The sequence below is a fragment of the Thermogemmatispora sp. genome, from assembly GCF_019683635.1.
Classification (GTDB): Bacteria; Chloroflexota; Ktedonobacteria; order Ktedonobacterales; family Ktedonobacteraceae; genus Thermogemmatispora.
Genome location: NZ_JADGIA010000016.1, coordinates 1 through 23,464, shown reverse-complemented (window position 1 = coordinate 23,464; position 23,464 = coordinate 1). Strand labels below are relative to the sequence as shown.

Here is a 23,464-nt window from a genome sequence, read left to right as displayed (position 1 = left end):
CAACCGTAGAGCAGACAAACAGGAGCGTGTTAAGGCCGATGGGGATGTCGCTCAGCATCGAGCAGCTCAATGCCTGGTACGGACGTAAGCAGGCACTCTTTGATATCAACCTGACGGTGCCCCCACTGAGTGTCACCGCCCTGATCGGGCCATCCGGCTGCGGCAAATCGACGCTCGTGCGCTGCCTCAACCGTCTCCATGAGACCATTCCCGGCGCCCGCGTTGAGGGCAGGGTGATCGCTAATGGCCTCGATATCTATGGGCGCGGCATTCGCCCCATGAACGTCAGGCGCCATATCGGCATGGTCTTCCAACAGCCCAATCCGCTGCCGACACGCAGTATTTTCGAGAACGTGGCTATCGGGCCACGGCTCAATCTGGGGCTGCGTGGATCGAGGCTTAAGGAACTGGTCGAGCGCAGTCTCCAGCAGGCCGCGCTGTGGGAGGAGGTCAAAGACCGCCTGCATAGCCCGGCCATCAGTCTCTCGGGCGGGCAACAACAACGTCTGTGCATTGCCCGCGCCCTGGCCCTGGAGCCAGAGGTTCTGCTCATGGACGAGCCATGCTCGGCCCTTGATCCTATCTCCACCCTCCAGGTGGAGGAGTTGATCACCTATCTGAAGCGACAGTACACCATTGTGGTCGTCACCCATAACATGCAGCAGGCCGCACGCATCGCGGACCGCACGGCCTTCTTCTTGCAGGGCCACCTTGTCGAAGAGGGAGAGACTCAACAGCTCTTCACTCACCCGCGCAAGAAAGAGACCGAAGACTACATCAGTGGACGTTTCGGCTAGTCGAGTTAGTCAAGATAACTCAACTACAAGAGAGGGGATTACCGTGAAGGATACCGCAGCAGAGAGCACGAATACGGTGAGCACCACGGGTAACACCTTCCCAGAGGGCGTCAGCATCTTCTCACGGAAAGTGGCCCGTAGCGGTCACATTTCCTACGAAGGGCGCCCGTACTTTATCAGCAAAGCCCTCGCCGGGCGCTACATTCGTCTCATCGTGACGAACAATCGTCTGATCGTAGATACCGCTATTCCTCTTCATAAGGAGTATCAGCTTCTCTAGCTGATGCGGCTGCGAGGAAAGGCAATGGAGAGCAATATGAGTGGGCCATACTCGCGGCTGCCAGCGACGGAGGGGCGTCTCGCCAGTCAGCAATCCGAGACGCCCCCTGTCGATCTCCGGCTGAGCCATGCCCTCGGGGCTGCTGAGCCGGGTCAGCCGCTGGACCAGAACGCCGGGGTTGCGATTGATGTCAGGCACCTTAATTTCTACTACGGGATGCGCCAGGTTCTTTTCGATATCTCGCTACCGATTCGCCAGCGACAGATTACCGCCCTGATCGGGCCATCGGGCTGCGGGAAATCCACCTTTCTGCGCACACTCAATCGCATGAACGATCTTATTCCCGAGACGCGCATCGAGGGAGAAGCGATCTTTGACGGCGAGAATATCTATGATCCGGCCATCGATGTCATCCGCCTCCGTCAGCGCATTGGCATGGTTTTTCAGCGTCCCAACCCTTTCCCAAAGTCGATCTTTGAAAACATCGCCTATGGCCTGCGCATCCAGAGGAAGCCGCGCCGGCAGATTCAGGAAGAGGTCGAGCGCAGTCTGCGAGCCGCAGCGCTCTGGGATGAGGTCAAGGACCGCCTGAAAGCTTCCGCTCTCGGTCTCTCGGGCGGGCAGCAGCAGCGGCTCTGCATCGCCCGTGCCCTGGCTCTGCGCCCCGAGGTGCTTTTGCTTGATGAACCATGCTCGGCGCTCGACCCCATCGCAACGCTCAAGATCGAGGAGCTGCTGCTCTCGATCAGCAAGGAATACACTATTGTCATTGTCACCCATAATATGTCACAAGCTGCACGCGTTTCCCAATATACCGGTTTCTTCCTTAATGGCAGATTGATCGAATATGGGCCGACCGCCGAGCTGTTCAAGCGACCGCGGCAGCGAGAGACAGAGGACTACATTAGCGGGCGCTTCAGTTAAGGATGAGAGCGTCACTATGATCAGAGGTCAACGCGAGAAGATACTGGTGGTCGATGACGAAGAGGTGCTTGTCGAGGCCATCGCCTACAGCCTGGAGCAGGAGGGCTACCAGGTGCTCACGGCCCTCGACGGCAGAGCCGCCCTGGAGCTGGCGCGGCGCGAGCGACCGCAGCTGATCATTCTAGACATCATGCTGCCAGAGATTGACGGATTGGAGGTTTGCCGACAGCTCCGACGGGAGCCGGCAACAGCTACCACTCCAATTATGCTTCTGACAGCGCGAGGGGAAGAGATCGATAGAGTTGTGGGCCTTGAAGTTGGGGCCGACGATTATGTGACCAAACCCTTCGGGCGCCGCGAACTGTTGGCGCGCGTGCGAGCTTTATTGCGCCGTGCCGCCTATCCCGTTACGCAGGCGCCTCCTGAAGGGGGCAGCATGACCCAAGAGGCCGCTGCCCAGTCGCGGCGCAGTGCTCGGGAGCTGATCGCCGGCCCCGTACGCATCGACTTGCCTGGGCGGCGGGTCTGGTGTCGCGATCAGGAGATCGAAATGCAGCCGAAGCAATTCGATCTCCTGGTCTATCTTGTGCGCAATCGCGGAACGGTGCTGACCCGCGATCAACTCCTGCACCACGTCTGGGGTTACGACTACGCCGGCGACACCCGCACCGTCGACGTTCACATCCGCTGGTTGCGCGAGAAATTAGAAGAGGACCCGGCTTCCCCCAAGCTGATTCAGACCGTGCGCGGCGTGGGCTACGTCTTCCGCTAGCCCGGGCAGTCGACGCTCAACGCTCTCCCCCTTCCTTACCCAGACCAGAGGGGAGAGCAGACCCCCGGTGGCTTCCCTTAAAAAAAGCACTCGGCGCGCAGCACTGTGACCGCCTGGCCGCTGAGAAAGACCCGCTCTCCCGCCAGACGCACGCGCACCAGACCGCCGCGAGCGGAAGCCTGGTAACCTGTCAAAGCCGGACGTCCGAGGCGGCTACACCAGAAAGGCGCCAGTGTACAGTGAGCAGAACCAGTGACTGGGTCCTCGTTAACCCCGACGGCGGGTCCAAAGAAGCGCGAGACGAAATCATAGTCCTGGCCACTGGCACGGCTGGTTACGATGAAGCCACGCGCGGGAATAGTCAGCAGGCGAGTCAGGTCCGGCTGAAGAGTACGCACCGCTTCCTCGCTCTCCAGCTCAACCAGATAATCAAACTGGTTCCTGGCAACCAGGAGCGGTGTCACGCCCAGGGCTTCGCTCAAGCCCGGCGGCGGGGTCGTAGCTGTGGCCGGCGTCGCCGGGAAATCCAGCTCGATCCAGCTATCCAGACAACGAGCGGTCAGCAGGCCGCTGCGCGTATAGAAACGAGCCAGATCATCTGGCCGCAACAGCCCCTCTTCCCAGAGGATATGAGCACTGGCCAGGGTAGCATGGCCACAGAGATCGACTTCTACTGTCGGCGTGAACCAGCGCAGGCGATAGCCATCTCCTTCTGGGAGTAGGAAAGCCGTTTCCGAGAGATTCATCTCGCGCGCGACGAGCTGCATCCAGCGCTCGTCACGCGGCTCTGCTAACAAGCAAACTGCCGCCGGATTACCGGCAAAAGGACGATCAGTAAAAGCATCGACCTGGACAATGCGCTGTCCCATCTCAGTCTCCTTCATATCAAGCAGCGCCCTCACAGCCAGGGCCGCGAAAGGCCGTCTCCATTGTAGCACTTGATTGACCCTTGACAGAGGGGGAAGCGCGCAGTATCCTCTCTACAGAGAGTGCTGTTGTCACCGATTTTGTATCGAAGAGTCTGACTTGATGGAACTGTTACTACGACGTTCAGGCTTGCAGCTCCTGGTTCTTCTGCTCGCACTGGTAGGCATGGGGGATGCAATCTACCTGACTATCGTGCATTATCAAGATGCGCCGCTGGTCTGCCCTGCTTCAGGTGCCATTGACTGCGCACATGTGCTCAGCAGCAGCTACGCGGTGCTGCCCGGGACAACGCTTCCTATCTCGCTGCCTGGCCTGGGCTGGTGCCTGATCCTGGCTGGGCTGGCATTGGTGAGCTTGCTGCGTCCTACAGAGCCTGCCTGGCTTCGCCCCGCTCAGTTCCTCTGGTCGCTGGCCGGTATGGTCACTGTGCTCTACCTGGTCTACGTCGAGCTAGTCCGCCTGCATGCCATTTGTCTCTGGTGTACCGTTCTTCATGTCTTGATCCTGATCGCTTTCCTGATCAGCCTGGCCAGGTGGCTGGAACCGGAGCCAGAGATGGAGGCAGGCGCACCTCAGCCCCCCTCTTCCGCTCCGTCCACAACGCTTGCTCGCTCACGCCCGCGCTCTTCTCGGGCTGGTCGCTAGATAGATACATATCTCTGTATCTGACCGCAGGAGCCGCTGAGAAGGAGAGACAGCAGTCAGCCTCTAGCCAAGCGGAGGCTCCTGACTGACTGGCAAGGTGAGCGCCAGTTTCGCCGCCGGAAGAGGGTTGTTGGCCCCTGCTGAAAAGAAGCGTCTCTCCCTTGCCAGGAATGGAGGCGTCAGGCAGGCAAAGCCAGTTTTCCATCCAGTTCCTGGAAGGGGAGAGAAGCCATGAAGCAGCGTTGGCAGTTGGGGCTTCTGCTCGTACCACTCGCGGCGGCGCTCCTACTGGTGGGTGTGCTGGTCCTGATCCACCAGCTAGGCCCCAGCCTTGCGTCTAGGCACCAGCCATCTCCGCACGTCCAACTGGTACGCAGTCCTAACAGTGCCTACAAGTATCATCTTTGTGCCGAAGCTTATGCCTATCTGCGCGCCACCCCTGACAATCCCTACAAGACAGACTTTACCTTTCAAGATCCTTTTCGTAAGGCACAGGATACAATTATTCCGCATTTTGTGGCCATCGATGCTTCTGACCACAGCCTCAGTTTCAGTGTTACCGTTATTCTGCGCCAGCTGGCCACCGTCGAGGCAACCATCTCACATATTCATGAGCTGGATGGCATTAGCGTCCAGCTCCCCGATCAAGCGAATCAGCTGCAGGAATCGAGCGTTCCCCAGTTCGTTGTGGTGGCCATCGCAGAGCCTGGCAACGTTGCGGTTCTCGACTATACCTGCCCTCAGCAATGGCACTGGTCAGCGGTCGGCGCTCGTCAGTCTTAAGCAGCTCGGAGGAGGCTGTCGTCAAAAGCCGCTTGACAAAACGAGCCAGATACAGTACAATCCAGATGACGCAGGCGCGATAGCATCTCAGCGCTTTACCAGACGCTGGCGCGCAGCAGTCAGTGGGCCTCGTTCGTCTAGCGGACTAGGACGCCGCTCTTTCAAGGCGGAGATCACGGGTTCGAATCCCGTACGAGGTATCAGCGCAATCGTGGGAAGAGCCTGGCAGACCTGCCTCTGTTTCTGGTTTGCCAGGCTCTTTGCTTTTGGCTGGCCGTACTGTTCTTTCCGCTCGCCCTGCCACATTCCTCCACCCTGGCAGGCGTGAGCCAAGACAGAGCAAAGGAAGAGGGCCTATGATCAGTGTAGAGGAAGCGCAGGAACGTATGCTGGCCGCGATTCAACCGCTGCCAGCTATAACCGTCGCGCTGGCGGAAGCCGCGGGACTGGTCCTCGCTGAGGATATTATTGCCCAGGAGGATCTTCCGCCCTTCGCCAATTCGGCAATGGACGGCTACGCTCTGCGCAGCGTAGACACGCGCATGGAGAATGGTCGTCCTGCCCGTCTGCGCGTCATCGGGACGATCGCCGCGGGCTATGTGGCAGAGCAGGCTATCGAGCCAGGCACCGCCATGCGCATCATGACTGGTGCTCCGGTACCACGCGGGGCCGATGCTGTGATCCAGATCGAGCTGACGCGCAGCGATCCCAGCGATAGCAGCTGGGTCGAGATCCTCCAGGAAGTAGCGCCGGGGAATAATATTCGCGCTGCTGGTGAAGACATCCGCCGCGGGCAGCGCGTGCTGAGCCAGGGAAGTGAGATCGGCCCGTGGGAGATCGGTGTCCTGGCCACTGTGGGACAGGCCCGTGTGAAGGTTATTCGTCGCCCGCGCGTCGCGATTGTCAGCACAGGAGACGAGATTATCGACGTGGGGGAGCCGTTGCAACCGGGCAAGATTCGCAACAGCAACGGTTATCTGCTGGAGGCGGCAGTGCGCCGCGCCGGGGCCGAGCCTCAGCGCCTGGGAGTGGCACGCGATACCGAGGAGAGCCTGCGCCAGGTCTTCAGTCAGGCCATGCAACACGACCTCATCATTACCTCGGGAGGCGTCTCCGTTGGTGAGTTCGACCTGGTCAAGCGCATCATGAATGAGCAGGGGGTCATCGACTTCTGGCAAATCAACATGCGTCCTGGCAAGCCGCTGGCTTTTGGGCGCATTGGACAGGTCCCGCTGCTAGGGCTGCCAGGCAATCCCGTCTCAGCCGCTGTGACTTTCGAGCTGTTTGGGCGGCCTCTGATCCGCAAGCTGCTGGGGCATCGCCGCCTGCACCGTCCCCAGGTAGAGGTCACGGTCGAGGACGGCGTCAGCGAGCGCACGCCACGCCGTCATTACGTACGTGCTCATGTACGCCGGGAGCAGGGCCGCTTTGTAGCACGGACCACCGGTCACCAGGGATCACATATTACCACCTCGCTGCTAAACGCCAACGCCCTGGTGATCGTCCCGGAAGGGGGCAAGATTCTCAAGCCAGGAGAGACGGCCCAAGCCCTCATGCTCGATTGGCCGGAGGAATAACTGAGCTGACGGCAGCCGCCATCGAGAGAACGCTATGCGGTCGGCGGGGCATGGGCCTGTCCGTGGGACATTCGTGCTCTAACGGCGCTGCCGTCCTCTCCCGGTGCCAACTCGGGCCAGGCGATAGCGCAACCGGTCGCGCGAGAGGCCCAGCAGGGCTGCCGCTCGCACCTGGTTATAGTTACAGCGTTCCAGGGCCTCACAGATAAAACGCTGCTCGATCTCAGCGAGAAACTCCTCTAAATTAATCCCTTCGGGAGGGAGATGGAGCTGCTCTTTGAGTTCCTGCAAGCGCTGGAGAGCACTGCTGCAGGCAGACTGCAAATAGGCTGGGAGATGCTCAACGCGGATCTCATCGCCTTCACACATAATCTGGCCATGCTGGACGACACTGCGTAGCTCGCGCACATTACCAGGCCAGCTGTAGCGTTCCAATAGGGCCAGAGCCTCGGGACTGAGGCGGAGCGCTCGGCCTTCTTCCCCCAGCTGCTGACGTAAAAAGTACTCAACCAGCGGGGCGATATCTTCAGGATGTTCGCGCAGAGGGGGAATATGAATGGTGAAGACCTTTAGGCGATAGAAGAGATCCTCACGGAACTCCTTCCGGGCGACTGCCGTTGCCAGATCGACATTCGAGGCTGAGATCACGCGCAGGCGGACCTGAATCTCAGTGGTGCCACCAACGCGACGGAAGGAGCGCGTTTCTAAGAAGCGCAAGAGCTTGGATTGGAGCATCAGGGGCATCGAAGCGATCTCATCAAGAAAGAGCGTGCCGCCATCGGCCCGCGCCAGGTAGCCGTCGCGCGTCACCCGAGCATCGGTGTAGGCCCCAGCCTCCACGCCGAACAGCTCTGTCTCTAACAAGGTTTCGGGAATGGCCGCACAATTAATGGCCACAAACTGGCGCGCGGAACCGCCGCTGAGGGCATGGATAGCGTAAGCGATGACCTCTTTACCAGTGCCGCTCTCCCCCTGCAGCAGGACTGTCGTGGTTGGAAAAGCTGCCACCTGGCGAATGAGCGTCGCGATGTGGCGCATTGACTGGCTACGTCCAATGACCAGCCCGAAGCGCTCCAACTCGATCAGCAGTGCCTCATCCTCATGTGCCTTAGACGAGCTTGCAGCGGGCTGAGAGCCATAATGAGGTCCTGAACCCTGCGACATCGTCCCCCACCCTTCCATTCCAATTCAGTCCACCAGGAGGCCGCCATTTCGGCTTGTCCGGGAGCCAGCGGCCTATGGAATTGCCATGACCAGGCGAGCAGGAGCGGCCTCCCTACTGGTGAGGTCTCCTCTGTCAGCGGCACCATGCTCACCTGCATGCAGCCGGGCTATCTGCCGGGCTGGGAGCCTCCAACGGGCACCGAGGCAGGATATGGAGGCTGGGCGGGACTACCAGGCGAGAGCGGTCGTGTCGGCTGGACGCCCCAACCACGACCCACGATGAAGCGGGCGCCATTGCCGCCGTTGCCCCACTGCGATTCAGTCTCCACATAGATCGGCGACTGGGGGACCGCGGGGGCAGTGGGAGCAAACGCACCTGTGACCTGGGGAGTCTGAGGCGGAGCTGACCACGCCTGCGCCTGGGCTGGCATCCAAGGCGACGAGCCTGACATTTGCGACTGCGCGGCATAGGGATCAGCCATTGGAGGCAGGGCAGCAGGAGAAAACTCCTGGACAGGATACTGCGGCTGCATACTGTAAGGATGCTGGATCAGGCCCAGCGCCATCAACTCTCCGATCACGACATAGACCTGCTCTAGCGGCATCCCCAGACGCTGAGCGATCTGCAGCGGCGTTGTCTCTCCAGTAATACAGCCAAAGACGCGCCACTCATCGGGGGTCAGCGGAATCTCTACGCTGCCAGAGCGCAGGGCCTGCAGATCAGGCGGGATCAGCTTGACCTCGGGATGGATAAAAGAGACATCAACGCGCCGCGGCGTATAGGGCGTCATAATGGGGCGAGGGGCCGGCAGGTTAGCCAAGGCCCCGGAGGTTGGGGCAGCCTGCTGTTGCCCAGCAGGCTGTCGCTGGGCAGAGGCCATTTCTGCGGCATTGGCCGGTGCAGTCGAAGAGGAAGCGTCAGAAGCGACCGCCGAGAGGCGGGCCAGGGCATCGGGGTCAAAGAGCGAACTGAGATCGAGGCGAGCCCGCTCCTGGCGCTGAGGAGCAGCGCCCGTCTCAGGCAGCGCCTGAGTTACACGCGGCTGAGGAGTCGGGGCAAGCTGCTGGGAGATCTGCCCCGGCCCCTGGGCGGCTAGTTGAGGCGGCTGGGACTGTGACAAAGGAGGGAGAGGTTGTGATAGCAACGGCTGCTCATAGGGCACCTGAGAGGGAGGCAGCGAACCAGGGTAAGCGGCAGCAGGCGCGGGCACCGGTTCGGACCCGGAAGACGACCCCTGGTTCTGGGCAAGCTGCAACGACGGCGCAGGGGCAGAGTGAGCGGGCGAGGCAGGCAAGAGAGCGGAAGGGGAGAGAGAGACCAGCAAGCGAGACGGAGGAGGTGTGCGCCCCTCTTCGAAATACACCTCACCTGAACGCCACGAGAGGAGGACCTCAAGCACGCGAGAGGCTTCGCGCGCGGCCCAGGCACGCAACTGCTCGCGCGTCGCATAGCCCAGCTCCATCAGGATCAGAGCGATGCGAGTCTCGCCAGGCTCCTCACCGCGTTCCCGCAGAACTGTCATCGCGCTGGAGAGAGCAGCCTGGGAGATCACACCAGCCTGTACCAGGCGGTCGCCCAGCGTCAGCTGAGCGCGCACTGGGCCGATACAGAGCAAGCGCCCCTGGCTAAAATATAGCTCCACCCAGAGAGCACCTTGCTTTACGATCAGCACCCCGCTCTTCTCATGGGCCTCCAGGCGCCGCAAGAGATCAGCCAGATTGACCCGATCTAATGTCGTCGCAAAACTCACCGTAGACACAGCAATTCACCGCCTGTCGCAATGCCCCTGCTGCGCGTGTGCGTGCATGCGTGTATATCTAAGTGCAATTCTCGCCTCTAGCAAGCACGGCATGCGTGAGAGACATCAGCAATATCTACAAACAGAATACGACCCGAGTCAAATTCAACAACGTTGAGCAGCGTTGGCATCAAACGACCTTGTTCGATAGCGTGAGTATGACCCTATCCATCCACGGGCCACAGCCGCATAAACACAAAATCGCGCTGTCCCCACAGCACCCCCCGGGCTATGGACACAGGCCAGCCGCTATCTATCAACGCAGGGCGGAGGGGGGGGGATTCGAACCCCCGGGGCTCATCGCCCGGCCGTTTTCAAGACGGCTGCATTCGACCGCTCTGCCACCCCTCCGCTAGATAGTTTACCACAACCGGTTTCAATTTGGAAGGTTCGGGCCGCTACGAGCATACCATTTGGGTCATTGTCTTATGCATTGCACAACAAGGATTGGCAACATCGTGGACACTTTGTCATGGCGAGAACAAACATTTGTTAGAATAGCGTTCAGTGTGGAGTGAGTAAGGAGAGGCCCATCAGGGGGCGGAGCACCTTGGGCACTACCACACTGCCATCTGCCTGCTGGTAGACCTCCAGAATGGTGGCCAACGTCTGCTCAATGCTCAGGGCACAGGCGCCTAGACTGTGGGGATAGTCGATTTGTCCACTGGGGGTTCGATAGCGGATGTTGGCGCGGCGTGTCTGAAAGCTTTCATAATTGCTTACGGAGGCCAGAGGGAGAAAGCGGCGTTGGGCTGGTAGCCAGGCTTCAATAGTCAGGGTCATCGCTGCAGCGAAGGGCAACAGGCCGCTACAGAGCATGACGACTCGATAGGCCAGCTCCAGACGCTGCAACAGTGTTTCAATTTGAAACAACAGTGTTTGCAAGACTGTGTATGATTCGTGCGGGGCAATCAACCATAGCAGTTGTACCTCGCTGAGCTGGTGCCAGGACAGGCGAGCCGCACTTGGAGGAAGCGAGGCCGAGCCACCATCGCGGTGAAAGACCGGGGTCCAGGTGACCAGGCGCACGGGCATAGTCTCGGCAGTAAGCACCATATCGCTGTACAGATTCACCAGGGATGTTGCGCCTCCGGGGTTCAGATAGAGTTCATCGGCCTGACAGCTATAGCTCTGGGTCTCCAGGGGTGGAAACTGTCCGGCGGCCAGCAGGGCACCGTATTTCATCAGAAGGGGCAGCTGGATCTCTCTGTAGTCCCACTCGTGCGTGAAGAAGTCGAGGGCAAAGGTTACCAGCGCCCGCAGCAGCCTGGCCCCCGAGCCGCTTACGACCATAAACTGACTACCGCTCAGGCGGCTGCCAGCGACGTTGTCGATTATGCCCAGCTTACTACCCAGCTCGCGATATGAGTGCGGAGGAAAATAGAAGCTCATGGGGACGCCCCAGCGGCGCAGCTCGCGATTGGCCGAACGCAAGAAGCCGGTGGGGACATCAGAATGGGGCAAATTGGGCAATGGCAAGAGCGACAGGCGCAGGCGCGTCTCCAGATCAGCGATCTGCAATTCCAGCGCTCGAATTTCCTCCTCGATGCTTGTGATTTGCTGTTCAAGCCCGGCACGTCGGCTGGCTGGAGCTGTCCGGCATTGCTCTCGCAGATTCTTGAGCGATCCATAGAGTCCCTCGCAGCGCCTGGCAAGGCCATCGCGCTGCTCGGCGAGGCGCACGATCTCCTCCAGGGCAACAGAGATCTGGCGTTTCTGGAGTCCTTTCCGTACTAGATCGGGATGCTGGCGCAGTAAATCAAGACTCAGCATACGCTGTTAGTATAGCATAGCAAGCGAGTGGAGCAAGACAGTTCAGGCGCTGGCTTAATGCGCGCTTCTTGACCAGGAAAGCGGAGCCGGGCCAGAACGCCAGCGCCTTGCTTCTCTGGTCACTGCTGTTCAATCTCATCAGCATGCTCACCTTTCCGATGGGAATAGGATCTTCTGCCATTTGAGTGCTCTCCATTGCGTTCCGACGGCTTTCTCCTGTGGCTCTCGCCACTTGACAAGGCAGACTCTTGCTGCTACCCTTCTCCCAGGACGGATGAGTCATGCAGGCCGTGATCCGGCCCGTGTGGGATTGCCGCGGGGAGCGCATACGATGATCACCGTTATTAAGAAAAATCCGCAAGGTGAGAGGCTCTTCTCCTATCAGGGTGAAGTGCTCGCTGCTACCTCGCGTACCTGCATCATCCGCGCCTTCTGGACCTGGCCCGATCGCGATCTTGGCTACGCGCGCTTCGAAACGGGCGACTGCTTTACAGAGTATTATTATACTGACCGCTGGTTCAACATCTTCGCCATTGCGGGGAAGGATGGCAAGCGCAAGGGTTGGTATTGCAACATCGCCGAGCCAGCGGTGATTCAGGACGATCGTATTGAGCAGGTCGATCTTTTTCTCGACGTCTGGGTTGACCGTCAGGGGAGGGTGCAGGTGCTGGACGAGGATGAGTTTCAGGCAGCTACGAATTTGAGTGCGACCCAGCGTCGCGGTGCTCGGGAGGGCTTACAAGCACTGCTGGAGATGGTCGCCCGCCGTGAGGGGCCATTTGCCGAGATAGGGTCATAAGCTGGGAGCGGCTGTGAGAGGTGAATGCGTCTGTCCCTCGCTCTGCCTCCCTGGGCAAGAAGGGCTGCCAGCCCTTCTGCTTCTTATTCTTACTGGATGGTCTGCCTTGCAGGCAGAGAGAGGCATCTGAGTAGGCTTGTCTGGCCGATGCCGCCAGCTGCATCCATCGGGCGGTCAGATAGAGAAGCCGGCGTCAGTGACCTCAGCGGTCAGCAGGCTGACTACCTCTCCCGCCTGTTCAGCCAGATCGCTGGAGGGAGTTATCTGCTGTCCACCGGAGCCGGCCCACTGCCTAATTGCCAGGGATGATGGAGGCGCCTCTGATGGTGTGGTGCAACGATACCAGCGGGGATTAGCGTGGGAAGGGGGAGGGATCTACAAGGCCAGAAAAAGAGCGCACCGCCTGGGTGGGCGGTGCTGGTCTGTTGATGGCAAGATGGGACGAGCCTGGACTGCTCTCCCTTGAGCCTGCCGGTTGGTTCAGTTGGCTGCCGCGTCAGTTCTACCCCGTGGCTGGCTTTGTTGCTGCGCTAGCTGGGGGACAAAGCTGGCAGCGGCCAGCTCATCATTCTCCGAGCGTATGATGCTTATTAGTTGACAGAAATGATCAGGATCGAGATTCCACAAAGAGAGACTATAGAACTGAAGCATGCTGTCTTTGATATCAACGGTACTTTGGCCTTCGATGGAAAGCCCTGGCCCGAGGCTGTGAGCCGCTTGAAGCGTCTGGCCAGCTTCCTCTCTATCCACCTGCTGACAGCGGCGACACACGGTCAGGTCGCTGCCCTGGAGCGCAGCCTGGGCCTGCCGCTGCATGTGATCGATACGGGCGAGGAGAAGACGCGTTATGTTGAGGAGCTAGGTCCAGCCAATGTGATCGCCTTCGGTAACGGTGTCAACGATGCCGGAATGCTGCGCCGGGCAGCCATCGGCGTGGCGGTCCTGGGACCCGAAGGAGTGGCGCGTGAGGCTTTGCAAGCCGCCGATGTGCTGGTACGCAACCCCATCGATGGGATCGACCTCCTCTTCTATCCAAAGCGTCTGATTGCTACCCTCCGTCCCTAGCTTCTCAGGGCACGGTTGGAGTCGAGTCAGCGGCTCTGGCATGTTCAGAGTACCGACAGCGCATGAGCGAGCGCTGGCAGAGGGTCGAGCCGTTCCAGCCGCTGCCAGGCCTCGCTCAGCTCAGTCCTGAAGAATGGCCGATGGGCCTGGCGAGCAACAGGCAGCTAGACAAACAGACAGTAAACAAACCGTCAACAGACTGCAAGCGGTCTGGGCTGCCTGCAGTCGGTCAGATTGTTTGTCCCCACTCACCCACTCGTTCAGCCCCGTGGAAGATACTGCCTCACTCCACGCCGCCTGACTGACCGGGTGTGGACCACGCTAGGAGGAGCATGATGCAGTCCCATTCCCCCCAAGAGATCGATGCCGATGCCGCTGTTCCCACTGGCGTCGGTACAGAACGCCGTTCCTGGCAGGGTCTGTTCTATGCCTGTATAGCGGTTTTCTTTTTTTCAACAAGTCCCGTCTTTATTCGCCTTGCTACCCCTTTTACTTCTGTTGAAATCGCTTTCTGGCGCCTGGCGATTGCAGCCCTGCTCGTGTTACTATTGGGATTGGTGACACGCCAGTCACTGTTGCTGAGTCCCCGGGATTTGCCGCGCTTCCTGCTCTATGGGCTGGTGACAGCTCTGCACTTTATTTTTTACATCGCCTCTCTGAGCTTTACGACTATCGCTCATTCCCTGGCCATCGTCTACACCTCGCCGATTTTCGTGACGCTCTTCTCCGCCCTGGTACTGCACGAGGCCCTGCCAAAGCGCAAATACATCGGCATTGTGGTGGCAGTAATCGGGGTAGCCTTCATGGCCGGTTTTGAGCCGCACTACACCGCTTGCCAGCCTCAAGAAGGACATTGCATGATCCTGGGAGATAGCCTGGCCCTGCTCTCGGCTCTCTGCTACGGGATCTATTCGATCGCCGGGCGCGGCGAACGAGATCGGCATCCGCTTTTCCGCTATACCTTCTATGTCTATGGCCTGGCAGCGCTTTGGCTGCTGCCAGTAATGCTCTACTTCGCCTTTCGCCATGCTTATCCACTGCCAGCCCTGGGGGCAGTGATTGCCTTGGGCGTCTTGCCCCTCGGCTTGGGGCATACGCTCTACAACGCCTCGCTACGGACGCTGCACGCCACTTATGCCAATCTGATCGCCACCCAGGAGGTGACTGGAGGCATTTTGCTCGGCATTCTCTGGCTGCATGAGATCCCTTCCTTGACAGCAATCATTGGCGTCATTGTGACCCTGGCCGGGATCATCAGTGTGCTGCTGTGAAGCGGGGCTACAACTTGGCTGCGAGGGAAGCGATCCGCTGACGTGAGCACTGGCGACAAGCGCGGGGTCGTAGATCCAGCCCTCATCGGGATTGCAGCCGGCGGGCAGAAGCGCCCTTAGACGCTCTCGGAGCTGTTGGGGAGCGAGAGCGCTCACGTCCCCGCTGGCCTGCGCTGCCCAGGCAGCCTGGACAGCGCAGAGCAGGGCATCAAGACGATCACCACGCGCATCATCTAGGCAGGCGGACTGGCAGATTGCCGGGAGGACGAGCGTCAGACCATAGCTCTGAGTCAATTCGGGAGACATCAGAGCCGTCAACAGACGGACTCGCGCCTGACGACGGACGGCGGTGTTCCGCTCTCGGCCCTCTCCTTTGTAGGGCTGGCGCTTCAGCCAGCGTCGCGCTACCAGGGCGGGATAGCCTTCCAGGATAAAGCGCTCGGCCTCCGTCGGATGGCAGGGCAGAAGACAGGCGCCGCTGGCCAGCAGACGCGGCGCCCCCTGCCAGAACATGCGGGCCAGAGGCACGCGTTGGCGCATCAGGGGACTGCACGCCTGAGCCAGAACATCGGTAGGTCGGCGTGGCAGCTTCTGACCTGGTGGTTGTCCGGCGCTATAGCGCTGGAGCAGTGCCAGAAAGGCGGGTAATTCCAGCCGAGCTACGAGCGACACGTAGTCTGCCCAGGTTGCTGGCCAGCCGAGCGCGTTCACAACCGCGGCGGGTAGACCAAAGGGGAGATCCAGAGCCGCCAGCCAGGGGCCAGGGAGACGCAGATAGGTTTCGAAGGCAGCCCAGTCGGAGCAGTCTTCCAGGCCCAGGATGGTCAGGCGCCTGCCCTCTAGCTGGCCAACAGCCACCACTATCGGCTTACGACGGCAGGGAGCACTGGTGAAGTCACAGCCATAGATGCGCATCTTGAACAAGCCTGATCAGGCAGGAGCACAGCAAGCAGCCACTGAGCAGACCACTCGTTGCCTGGAGCCACTCACCTCATCCTATTCCACCCACCCCAGCGCAGCATCCTCCGTTTCACCCATAACGCCACAAGGCCACCAGAAGATGAAATTACGCGCCCGATCCTGGTCACGGCCTCAACCGCCTGCACCTGGCCGGAGTCAGCCAAAGGAAGAGCAGGCAGCCCAGCCGCCTACTCAAGCGAGGCTAGAGCTGCGCGATCACACTCTTACTAATAGCGCGCAGGGTCGCGAAGACCCCGATGCCACTGGAAGCCACCGCCTCGAAAGCTGGCACCCGCCGACGATTCAGGTAGCGGTCGAGCACGTGGACAGGCAAAGCCGAGGGGAGATCACGCTTATTCCACTGCATCACAAAGGGGAAATGGCCGAGATCCTTGCCGAGGCGACGCATATACATCTCCAGCTCGGCGATGCTCTGGACGTTCTCCTCAAACTTTTCCGCCTGAGAATCGACCACAAAGACGATCCCATCGGCACCATTGAGGACAGCCAGGCGAGTGCGCTCGTAGAGAATCTGCCCGGGCACCGTATACAAATGGAAACGAGTGCGGAAACCATGCACAGTACCGAGGTCGAGGGGGAGGAAATCGAAAAAGAGCGTGCGCTCAGTCTCAGTCGCGATAGAGAGCATCTCGCCGCGGATAGCGGGGTTAATGCTCTTATACACGTACTGCAGATTGGTAGTCTTCCCACAATATCCAATGCCGTAGTAAACAATTTTGCAATGGATCTCGTGAGTAGCGATATTGATAAGAGCCATAGAAACCAGTTACCTCGGAAGCAGGCCCTAATCGCGGAAAAGCAAATCGATGGTATCCTCGACAGAGGAACGGAATTCCACATTAATGACCGACGTCTTTCGGCGAGACGTATCGGCCTTGACGCGCGCGAGCACGCGCACCAGCTCATCGGTAGCTTTTTTGGACAAGACCTTCACCAGGCCAATATGGGTCAGTTTATCGAAGACGATCACCAGCAGCCACTGCTCTTCGACCAGGGTAGTATAGATATTTTCGTGCATGCCCTGCTGGAAGATCGTACGGAAATCCTTTTCACCGAGGAGTTCGGCCACCTGGCGAGAGGAAGAGAACGCGCCGGCCAGCAAGGCGCCCAGGGAAGTCACATTGCGGCGCACCCCATTGCCGAAGTTAGAGATCACCTGGCCGCTCTTATCGAGCAACATCACCGTGGACGCGCTGGTATCGTGCAACAACTTGCTCAGTGTCGCCCGGATAGCCTCAAGTTCATGATCCGAAATAACCAGATTTGATAATTGCTCCATGTACGCGCCGCCTCCGGTCCGGTACAACAAGCTTAGCGTGCACAGCACAGGCACAGCTTCATGAGCGCCAGCGAGCAGCGGGCGTCATGAACAAACCGAAGCAAGAATGAACAACAGAAAGAGAAACGAACGAGCAAGCCAGTGAGCGAGCGGGTGAGCGACGGAGCCTGATCAAGCGATATCGAGCGCTTCGAGGATCTCATCGCGGCTACTTTTGACCAGATGGCGTACCCGCCCCAGCGCTGAAGCGGAGTCGAACACCGTCACGATCAGCGCGAAGTCGCCCAGGGGGTCAGCGCTCACCAGGCCATGCTCGAACTCGACAAGAGCGCCAACAAGCCCGCCGCGAGCGACCTCCCGTCCCAGAGCCTCCGCGGCACTCAGGCCGCTCGTCATAATGGCTCCCACAGCTTCGAGGTCCTCCTTGCTATCGCGGGGGACCCCCTCGATCAGCAGGCCATCGCGTCCAACAAGGATGGCCATCCTCACGCCTGGGATGGTTAGGAAGCGGCCTAGCGCCTGCTTCAGGTCAACCATGCTCTCCTCCGTCTCTCACGGAACGCACCACCGCAACGGGTCGGTTGGTAGGTCGGTCGATTGATCGTACAGAGAAAACTGCTCTGCCTCGCCTATCAGCTAGCGAGCAAAAGAAGCCACACACGTATGAACGGGTTGCACCTCGCGGCAGGTGGATGAAGGGAACGCCGGTGCCAATTATCCAGCCTGTTCCCGCCTATGCTCTGCCATACGGGGACTGCTGGTATTGTATACGATACGGCTTGAGAGCGCAACCAGGTGAGACTTCTTGGCTAATGGTTATATGTAGATGGATAAGCAATGCCATCGGCTATCTCGGTCTTGAATCTGACCCGGCCAGGAGCAGGACAGGCCGTGCTGATGAGCAGGGTGAGCGGTTATCTGGCCCATCGGCAGGCAGCACGCTCCATGTCGGGTACATGCGCGCTCAAGCCAATCCAGGAGGAGTTATGGACGAACCAGGAGCGCTGTGGCGCCCTTCGCCTCATTACTTCGCCGGTCGGCGAGGAGAGCGACCACGCTGGATCATTGTGCATGGGACCGCCGGTTTCTCCTCTGCCGAAGAGGTGGTAGCCTTTTTCCAGCGTCCCGAGACGGAGGCGAGCACGCATTATCTCATTGCGCGCGATGGGCGCATCTTCCAGCTTGTACGCGAGGCCGATGCAGCCTGGGGCAATGGCGCAGTGAGTCGAGGACATGACCGCTGGTGGGAAATGATCAGCAATCCCAACTATGCGACGCTTTCGATCGAGCATCACAAGCTGAGGCGCGATAACGGGGACGAGCTGACTGAGGCCCAAAAGCAAGCCAGCTTTTTATTGATTGACCATCTCTGTGAGCGGCACGGCATTCCGCGGAGGCGAGCCGATGCCCAAGGGGGCATTACCGGTCATTTCTCGCTCGATCCGCAAGGACGCAGCTACTGCCCCGGGCCTTACCCCTGGGACGAACTTTTTGCCTACCTGGCTCGTAGCAGCCAGTCTCAGGCCGCTGGTGAAATTAGGCCCACGCCTCGGATGCTTTCCCAGCCTCCCGATCACGCCAGCGCGGTTGCCGACAGTGACTCTGTCTGTGCTGGACTGCGGCAGCAGCTGGAAGAGTTGCGCGAGGTAGCGGCAGATTTTCAGCGCCGGCTGATCAACGCCGAGCTGGAGCTAGCTCGGCTTCAGGGTCAGGAAAGGCCACCAGGCAGCCGACTGCCAAAGCGCTAGCGCTAGCGCAGCAGATTGCGCATCTTGTGTCTTGTCTCCGCGCCTGGCGCTGCTGACAGGCTGGGAGGAGCGACGAGTGGGTTGCAGTGGCTGGTCGCAGCCCTGTCATGGCCCTGGCCAGCAACCACTGCAACCCACTACGCGAGGCTCGCTGATCCTAGCGGAACTTGGTTCCGTAGTTGGGCGCCTCTTTGGTGATCATCACATCGTGCGGATGGCTCTCACGCAGGCCGGCGCTGGTAATGCGCACAAAGCGCGTACGCGTCTGCATCTCTTCTATAGTGGCGCAGCCCGCATAGCCCATAGCCTGACGTAATCCGCCGACTAGCTGATGCACGAGCGGCCCCAGCATGCCTTTGTAGGGGACGCGGGCCTCAATCCCTTCGGCGATCAGCTGCGACTCGTCACCGATATCACCCTGGAAGTAGCGATCCTTGCTATAGCTGCGCTGCTTCATGGCCGCGATCGAACCCATGCCGCGGTAGTCTTTGAAGCGCTCGCCGTGGGAGATGATCAGCTCACCAGGGCTTTCATCGACGCCGGCCAGGAGGCTGCCCAGCATGACGGTGTCAGCGCCAGCAGCGATGGCCTTGGCAATATCGCCTGAGTACTGAATGCCGCCATCGCCGACGATCGGGACGCCATAGCGGCGGGCCACCCGCGCACACTCATAGATGGCGGTGACCTGCGGCATGCCAACGCCGGCGATGACGCGCGTGGTGCAGATAGAGCCAGCCCCAATACCCACCTTGACGGCATCTGCCCCCGCCTGAATCAGGGCTTCTGTGGCTTCGCCGGTGACAACGTTGCCAGCCATAATCTGGACACGGTCGCCGAAGAGGTGCTTGAGACGGGCCACGGTGTCCAGGACCATCTGGGAATGAGCATGCGAGGTATCGACAACCAGGACGTCAGCCCCCTCTTCGACCAGGGCCGCGGCACGCGCGTCGGTGTCGGGTCCGACGCCGACAGCGGCGGCAACCCGCAGGCGCCCGTACTCGTCCTTGGCTGCGTTGGGATAGAGAATTTTCTTCTGGATGTCTTTGATGGTAATGAGGCCGCGCAGCATGCCATGCTCGTCGACGACGGGGAGTTTCTCAATCTTGTGGCGATGGAGGATGTCGCGGGCTTGCTCCAGGGTGGTGCCTACCGGTACGGTGATCAGGTTCTCGCGCGTCATTAGCTCTGAGACGGGCCGGTCAAGGTTGGTCTCAAAGCGGATGTCGCGATTGGTGAGAATGCCAACCAGCCTGCCGTTCTCGACCACTGGGATGCCGGAGATGTGGAAGTGCTCCATAGCCTGCAACGCTTCGCGCAGCGAGGCCTCTGGCCCGAGGGTGACAGGGTCGGTGATCATGCCGGACTCGGAGCGCTTGACTTTATCAACTTCGCGCGCCTGGTCCTCAATCGAGAGGTTGCGGTGGATGACGCCGATACCACCTTCGCGCGCGAGGGCAATGGCCATGCGCGCTTCAGTGACCGTGTCCATCGCGGCGCTGACGATAGGAATGTTGACGCTGATGGTGCGCGTGAGACGGGCCTTGGTCGAGACGTCGCGGGGCAGAACCCGCGAGGCCGCCGGAATGATCAGGACGTCGTCGAAGGTCAACCCTTCGCCGACAAATTTCTCTCGCCCATCTAGCTCAAACTCGACTGGTGCAATGACAGGGTGCGCTTGCAGGTCGTCGATGGTCTCTGCTGTATGAGCCTCGGCCATAGCTCTCCTTCCTTTCCTCCTTCAACATACGCAAACGCCCGGCACGTGGTCCCGCGTCCTCCACACTGTGGAGTTCCATCGGTTGTTGTGCCGGGCCACTCGTTCCTCTGGCACAGGGTAGACGAGCACCGGATACGTACGGGACACCTTCCTGCCGGGCTTGCTCTCTCTTCGCCTGGCTTGTCCGTGCGACCGCTACAGGATTGCGCTATCGCAGCCGCGAGGTCGCTGGCTCTTCTCCCTCTGGCTTGCAAGAAAACGCTCACGTCTCTTTCAGAGGGCGCCTTCTTCAGGTCTCCTGCTCCTGCTATTACGCTGGCTTCCTTCGAGCAGCACGGCAAGCAGGACGCCTGTCCTTCTTGAGCTACAATAATTCTTTGATTGATACTCGTGCTCTTGCTGCCCGCCCTCCGCATCGGTTGCTTCGTCAGACTGGCCCCCTCCTCAGTCAGCCAGCCCCTTCCCTGACAACCTAAGTGAGGCGTCAGCTCGACGCTCTCAGCTGTTTGTTCCTTCTATAAGAACACATCTTTTCCCCCTCTGTCAAGGCACGGCAGAGAGGAGCAGCTCCCATTTATTTCTGCTACTTATACCTTCTCCGGTACAATATGAATAAAGGTGTTTCTTGTGTAAAATGCGAGCCTGGCCATGATGCGGGCCTCTCACTCGCCATGACCGCTCGTCTGGTTCCTATCTCCTCATCTGTTGGCACACGGAGGCGCAGGGTGGAAGGAGAATGAGGAAGGAGGAAAGGATTATGATAGGGCAGCAACCAAACGGCAGGGATGCCACTGTTCAAACCGGGACCGGCGGTCCGCCGGGCCGCGTTTCCCGGGCGATCTGCCCGCCAGCGCTCTCCCATTACTACACGAGACGGGCTTTGCCACGGCCTATCGGATCGCTTGATCTCTGCTTGCTACACTTCACTGCGCTGTTCGCCCCTGGCCCGCTCCTGCAGCTGACCAGGGAAGGACCGCTTGCCTTGCTGGTCGTCGTCTTGGGGACGGTGACCCTCTTGCTCCCCATGACGCTGGCTACCTCGCAGTTGATGGCACTGGCTCCCTCTGAGGGAGCGCTCTATACCTGGACCGCACGCTTACTCGGACCGTACTGGGGTACGGTTGTGGGAATCAGCGACTGGCTGCCCGGCCTGCTGGCTGCCGTCAGCGCGCTGGCCAGTTTTGTGACGACGCTGCAGAGCCTGAAAGCAGGCTGGCTAGCTGAACCGTGGCAGCGGGCACTGGTCATCATGATCGTGCTGGCGCTGTTGCTACTGCTTGGCTGGCAGCGGCAGCGTACGGTGCAACGTATCGTGAACACCTTCAGCGCACTGACACTGACCATCGTGGTCCTCAGCGGGATCTGTAGCCTGGTACTGCTGCAGCAGCGAGCGTGGCGGCTCCCACTTTTCTGGAGCCCAGGCTGGCCCGTCGACGGGTCTTCACGCCCGCCTGGCAGTCTGGCCGCTTTGCTCTATCTCGGCTACAGCGCCCCTTTGAGCATGGCTGGCGAGCTGCGTCCTGGCCTCGCTCCGGGCCGCCCCTTGCTTGGGAGCGCTTTTCTGATCTGCAGCAGCTATCTGCTGGTAGCACTCTCTGCTCTGGTTGCTCCCAACGGAGGACCGGCCCTAGCACTTGAGATGGCCCTGGGGCACACCGCCGGCAGTATGGCCCTGGTCAGTTTGCTGGCATTCTATCTGTGCGCCGCCCTCATTCATACTTCCGCTGGCGCGCGCCTGCTGTTCGTGGCCAGCCTCGACGGCCTTTTACCAACTGGACTGGCCTTGCTTAACCGGGAACGAGTTCCGTGGCGCGCCTTCGTGACACAAACACTACTCACTGGTGTCCTAGCCGCTGTTTTGTTACTGGCACTTCCCCCAGTGCCATCAGAGGCGGCTTTTCTCTCAGTAGCTATGGCCCTGCTACTGGCAACTATGACTCTGCTGCGCTTGTTCGTCGCTTTCTTCTGTTTCTATATGATGACGCTGCTCTCCTATCAGCAGCCACCGCTGGCCCTGGGAGGAAGAACTACAGCTTCCTGGCTGCTGCGCTCAGGTACAATGGTGGGCGCAACGGGCAGCACCCTGGCCATGCTGGAGATCCTGGCCCACTCCTGGACTCCCATGCTCCCTAACTCCAACTGGACACTCCTGGTCGGTAGCCTGATTGTGCTGTGTATGGGTGCAGCTACTCTGGCAGCGCTGCCAGCAACGGCCCGGGCCAGTCGTCTTGGTCCTCGCTTGTTCCAATGGCTGCAAGGGGAAGGTGATCAGCCGCAGGATAAGGCTCACGCGCAGGAGAGAGGACATCCACCGCTCCGCTGAGGTGCTAGCTTTCAGCTCAGGTCGCTCAAGGACGCCTTTTGCTGCTCCCCTAGTGCAGGCTCAGTGGCAGATCTCAAGGAAGTATACAAGCCGAATGCGGGCCGCTTGCAAAATTATGGCTGAAAAGTTACAATGATATGCTGAGATTGAAATATTCAAATTATCGGTCTACTTCTTGTGTATCAAGAAGAGACGTTTCCGGGAGCACAGAGGTTTTCAGGAGCAGAAGCAGAAAGGACGGGCAGTACCAGCATGGCAGCTGAGTGGTGGCGGAGCTACGGAGCCTTCGATCCCGAAGACGAGCACGGTCACTATCCACATCCCGGACAGGTTGTAGCGCATTACCGTCGACAAAAGGGGTGGTCTCAAGCTGAACTGGCACGGCGGCTGGGCGTTCACGCGCGCATGATCTACTATCTGGAGAAGCAGCAACAGGGACTTGACTCGCTCAAGCGGCGGCGCCAACTGGTTGAGCTGCTGGCCATTCCACCGGAGCTGCTGGGGCTTGATCCCCAGCGTCGGCGACTCATCGGCTCGCCGCCCTGGTGGGTACAGGAGGGCTACCCAGCCTTTCCCGCCGGCGACGACGGCTATCCGCTGCCAGGAGCGGTCATCAAGTATTACCGTCTGCAGCAAGTCAAACGGCAACAGAGTGGCGAGCGCTCCTGGACCCAGGCTGACCTGGCGGAGGCCCTCGGCCTGTCAGAGCTGGCAATCCGCCGCATGGAGAACCGCAGCGACTATCTGGATTCCTCACGGCGCCGGCGCATGCTCTCCGCGATTCTGGGCATCCCTCCCCATTTGCTGGGGCTAGATGCGCGCCCCCCCTCAGCCCCAGGC

At 59.9% G+C, this 23,464-nt stretch carries 21 protein-coding genes, 2 tRNA genes and 1 pseudogene; 14 read left to right on the top strand and 10 right to left on the bottom strand.

Features of this window, described 5'->3' with window-relative positions:
• Nucleotides 1–38 precede the first annotated feature (38 nt).
• The 4 genes from pstB (IRZ31_RS03565) to IRZ31_RS03550 are packed head-to-tail and all read left to right on the top strand — an operon-like array spanning nt 39 to nt 2,773.
• A complete protein-coding gene (gene pstB / locus IRZ31_RS03565) occupies nt 39–797 on the top strand; it encodes a phosphate ABC transporter ATP-binding protein PstB (RefSeq protein WP_297149633.1) in 759 nt (252 codons plus the stop codon).
• 43 nt (nt 798–840) lie between these two features.
• Nucleotides 841–1,077 (top strand): hypothetical protein, encoded by a 237-nt coding sequence (locus IRZ31_RS03560; protein ID WP_297149602.1) that lies wholly within the window; start codon nt 841–843, stop codon nt 1,075–1,077.
• A gap of 24 nt (nt 1,078–1,101) precedes the next feature.
• Nucleotides 1,102–2,001, top strand: coding sequence for a phosphate ABC transporter ATP-binding protein PstB (pstB, locus tag IRZ31_RS03555; protein ID WP_297149600.1), 900 nt, complete (start codon nt 1,102–1,104; stop codon nt 1,999–2,001).
• Nucleotides 2,002–2,017: 16 nt separating this feature from the next.
• Nucleotides 2,018–2,773 (top strand): response regulator transcription factor, encoded by a 756-nt coding sequence (locus tag IRZ31_RS03550; protein ID WP_297149598.1) that lies wholly within the window; start codon nt 2,018–2,020, stop codon nt 2,771–2,773.
• 77 nt (nt 2,774–2,850) lie between these two features.
• Here the strand turns inward: IRZ31_RS03550 and IRZ31_RS03545 are convergent, their stop codons facing one another.
• A complete protein-coding gene (locus IRZ31_RS03545) occupies nt 2,851–3,642 on the bottom strand; it encodes a PhzF family phenazine biosynthesis protein (RefSeq protein WP_297149596.1) in 792 nt (263 codons plus the stop codon).
• Between the two features lie 160 nt (nt 3,643–3,802).
• Here IRZ31_RS03545 and IRZ31_RS03540 point away from each other — a divergent pair, with 160 nt between their 5' ends.
• The 4 genes from IRZ31_RS03540 to glp all read left to right on the top strand — a co-directional run bounded on the left by IRZ31_RS03540 (nt 3,803) and on the right by glp (nt 6,705).
• Nucleotides 3,803–4,345, top strand: a complete 543-nt coding sequence (locus tag IRZ31_RS03540; protein ID WP_297149594.1) for a vitamin K epoxide reductase family protein — start codon at nt 3,803–3,805, stop codon at nt 4,343–4,345.
• Between the two features lie 231 nt (nt 4,346–4,576).
• Nucleotides 4,577–5,128, top strand: coding sequence for a hypothetical protein (locus IRZ31_RS03535; protein ID WP_297149592.1), 552 nt, complete (start codon nt 4,577–4,579; stop codon nt 5,126–5,128).
• A 126-nt stretch (nt 5,129–5,254) separates the two neighbouring features.
• A tRNA-Glu gene (locus tag IRZ31_RS03530) sits at nt 5,255–5,328 on the top strand.
• A gap of 156 nt (nt 5,329–5,484) precedes the next feature.
• Nucleotides 5,485–6,705: a gephyrin-like molybdotransferase Glp gene (gene glp / locus IRZ31_RS03525; RefSeq protein WP_297149591.1), complete on the top strand. Its 1,221-nt coding sequence runs from the start codon at nt 5,485–5,487 to the stop codon at nt 6,703–6,705.
• Between the two features lie 78 nt (nt 6,706–6,783).
• Here glp and IRZ31_RS03520 read toward each other — a convergent pair whose 3' ends face one another.
• From IRZ31_RS03520 to IRZ31_RS03505, 4 genes are all read right to left on the bottom strand, one after another.
• Entirely contained in the window at nt 6,784–7,869 is a 1,086-nt protein-coding gene (locus tag IRZ31_RS03520) for a sigma-54 dependent transcriptional regulator (RefSeq protein ID WP_297149589.1), read from the bottom strand.
• Nucleotides 7,870–8,036: 167 nt separating this feature from the next.
• Complete coding sequence (locus IRZ31_RS03515; protein WP_297149587.1) at nt 8,037–9,629, bottom strand: DUF4388 domain-containing protein; 1,593 nt, start codon at nt 9,627–9,629, stop codon at nt 8,037–8,039.
• 306 nt (nt 9,630–9,935) lie between these two features.
• Nucleotides 9,936–10,019 (bottom strand) — tRNA-Ser (locus tag IRZ31_RS03510).
• A gap of 153 nt (nt 10,020–10,172) precedes the next feature.
• Nucleotides 10,173–11,441 (bottom strand): aminoacyl--tRNA ligase-related protein, encoded by a 1,269-nt coding sequence (locus tag IRZ31_RS03505; RefSeq protein ID WP_297149585.1) that lies wholly within the window; start codon nt 11,439–11,441, stop codon nt 10,173–10,175.
• A 274-nt stretch (nt 11,442–11,715) separates the two neighbouring features.
• Here IRZ31_RS03505 and IRZ31_RS03500 point away from each other — a divergent pair, with 274 nt between their 5' ends.
• From IRZ31_RS03500 to IRZ31_RS03490, 3 genes are all read left to right on the top strand, one after another.
• Entirely contained in the window at nt 11,716–12,240 is a 525-nt protein-coding gene (locus IRZ31_RS03500) for a DUF402 domain-containing protein (RefSeq protein WP_297149583.1), read from the top strand.
• Between the two features lie 603 nt (nt 12,241–12,843).
• Nucleotides 12,844–13,305 (top strand): HAD hydrolase family protein, encoded by a 462-nt coding sequence (locus tag IRZ31_RS03495; protein WP_112428457.1) that lies wholly within the window; start codon nt 12,844–12,846, stop codon nt 13,303–13,305.
• 332 nt (nt 13,306–13,637) lie between these two features.
• Nucleotides 13,638–14,576: a DMT family transporter gene (locus IRZ31_RS03490; protein ID WP_297149582.1), complete on the top strand. Its 939-nt coding sequence runs from the start codon at nt 13,638–13,640 to the stop codon at nt 14,574–14,576.
• 168 nt (nt 14,577–14,744) lie between these two features.
• On the opposite strand, the pseudogene IRZ31_RS03485 reads toward IRZ31_RS03490, so the two are convergent.
• The 4 genes and pseudogenes from IRZ31_RS03485 to IRZ31_RS03470 all read right to left on the bottom strand — a co-directional run.
• Nucleotides 14,745–15,491: pseudogene (locus IRZ31_RS03485) on the bottom strand (DUF429 domain-containing protein); the annotation flags it as partial.
• A gap of 247 nt (nt 15,492–15,738) precedes the next feature.
• Entirely contained in the window at nt 15,739–16,314 is a 576-nt protein-coding gene (locus tag IRZ31_RS03480; protein WP_069801542.1) for a GTPase domain-containing protein, read from the bottom strand.
• 27 nt (nt 16,315–16,341) lie between these two features.
• A complete protein-coding gene (locus tag IRZ31_RS03475; RefSeq protein ID WP_052888162.1) occupies nt 16,342–16,836 on the bottom strand; it encodes a roadblock/LC7 domain-containing protein in 495 nt (164 codons plus the stop codon).
• Between the two features lie 171 nt (nt 16,837–17,007).
• Nucleotides 17,008–17,373, bottom strand: coding sequence for a roadblock/LC7 domain-containing protein (locus tag IRZ31_RS03470; RefSeq protein WP_112428463.1), 366 nt, complete (start codon nt 17,371–17,373; stop codon nt 17,008–17,010).
• A 449-nt stretch (nt 17,374–17,822) separates the two neighbouring features.
• Between IRZ31_RS03470 and IRZ31_RS03465 the strand changes: the two genes are divergently transcribed.
• A complete protein-coding gene (locus IRZ31_RS03465) occupies nt 17,823–18,584 on the top strand; it encodes a peptidoglycan recognition family protein (protein ID WP_297149574.1) in 762 nt (253 codons plus the stop codon).
• 157 nt (nt 18,585–18,741) lie between these two features.
• Here the strand turns inward: IRZ31_RS03465 and guaB are convergent, their stop codons facing one another.
• Nucleotides 18,742–20,301: an IMP dehydrogenase gene (guaB, locus tag IRZ31_RS03460; RefSeq protein WP_297149572.1), complete on the bottom strand. Its 1,560-nt coding sequence runs from the start codon at nt 20,299–20,301 to the stop codon at nt 18,742–18,744.
• Between the two features lie 757 nt (nt 20,302–21,058).
• Here guaB and IRZ31_RS03455 point away from each other — a divergent pair.
• Both IRZ31_RS03455 and IRZ31_RS03450 read left to right on the top strand, forming a co-directional pair.
• A complete protein-coding gene (locus IRZ31_RS03455) occupies nt 21,059–22,624 on the top strand; it encodes an APC family permease (RefSeq protein WP_297149570.1) in 1,566 nt (521 codons plus the stop codon).
• 252 nt (nt 22,625–22,876) lie between these two features.
• Nucleotides 22,877–23,464: helix-turn-helix transcriptional regulator (locus tag IRZ31_RS03450; protein ID WP_297149568.1), on the top strand; the 588-nt coding region annotated here is incomplete at its 3' end.

Bases quoted from the DNA above. Each gene is read 5' to 3' on its own strand.
- IRZ31_RS03535 (WP_297149592.1), top strand. From the start codon at position 4,577: ATGAAGCAGCGTTGGCAGTTGGGGCTTCTGCTCGTACCACTCGCGGCG.
- glp (WP_297149591.1), top strand. From the start codon at position 5,485: ATGATCAGTGTAGAGGAAGCGCAGGAACGTATGCTGGCCGCGATTCAA.
- IRZ31_RS03500 (WP_297149583.1), top strand. From the start codon at position 11,716: ATGAGTCATGCAGGCCGTGATCCGGCCCGTGTGGGATTGCCGCGGGGA.
- IRZ31_RS03465 (WP_297149574.1), top strand. From the start codon at position 17,823: ATGGACGAACCAGGAGCGCTGTGGCGCCCTTCGCCTCATTACTTCGCC.
- IRZ31_RS03545 (WP_297149596.1), bottom strand. From the start codon at position 3,642: ATGGGACAGCGCATTGTCCAGGTCGATGCTTTTACTGATCGTCCTTTT.
- IRZ31_RS03495 (WP_112428457.1), top strand. From the start codon at position 12,844: ATGATCAGGATCGAGATTCCACAAAGAGAGACTATAGAACTGAAGCAT.
- IRZ31_RS03550 (WP_297149598.1), top strand. From the start codon at position 2,018: ATGATCAGAGGTCAACGCGAGAAGATACTGGTGGTCGATGACGAAGAG.
- IRZ31_RS03470 (WP_112428463.1), bottom strand. From the start codon at position 17,373: ATGGTTGACCTGAAGCAGGCGCTAGGCCGCTTCCTAACCATCCCAGGC.
- IRZ31_RS03520 (WP_297149589.1), bottom strand. From the start codon at position 7,869: ATGTCGCAGGGTTCAGGACCTCATTATGGCTCTCAGCCCGCTGCAAGC.
- IRZ31_RS03455 (WP_297149570.1), top strand. From the start codon at position 21,059: ATGATAGGGCAGCAACCAAACGGCAGGGATGCCACTGTTCAAACCGGG.
- pstB (WP_297149600.1), top strand. From the start codon at position 1,102: ATGGAGAGCAATATGAGTGGGCCATACTCGCGGCTGCCAGCGACGGAG.
- IRZ31_RS03480 (WP_069801542.1), bottom strand. From the start codon at position 16,314: ATGGCTCTTATCAATATCGCTACTCACGAGATCCATTGCAAAATTGTT.
- guaB (WP_297149572.1), bottom strand. From the start codon at position 20,301: ATGGCCGAGGCTCATACAGCAGAGACCATCGACGACCTGCAAGCGCAC.
- pstB (WP_297149633.1), top strand. From the start codon at position 39: ATGGGGATGTCGCTCAGCATCGAGCAGCTCAATGCCTGGTACGGACGT.
- IRZ31_RS03475 (WP_052888162.1), bottom strand. From the start codon at position 16,836: ATGGAGCAATTATCAAATCTGGTTATTTCGGATCATGAACTTGAGGCT.
- IRZ31_RS03505 (WP_297149585.1), bottom strand. From the start codon at position 11,441: ATGCTGAGTCTTGATTTACTGCGCCAGCATCCCGATCTAGTACGGAAA.
- IRZ31_RS03540 (WP_297149594.1), top strand. From the start codon at position 3,803: ATGGAACTGTTACTACGACGTTCAGGCTTGCAGCTCCTGGTTCTTCTG.
- IRZ31_RS03490 (WP_297149582.1), top strand. From the start codon at position 13,638: ATGATGCAGTCCCATTCCCCCCAAGAGATCGATGCCGATGCCGCTGTT.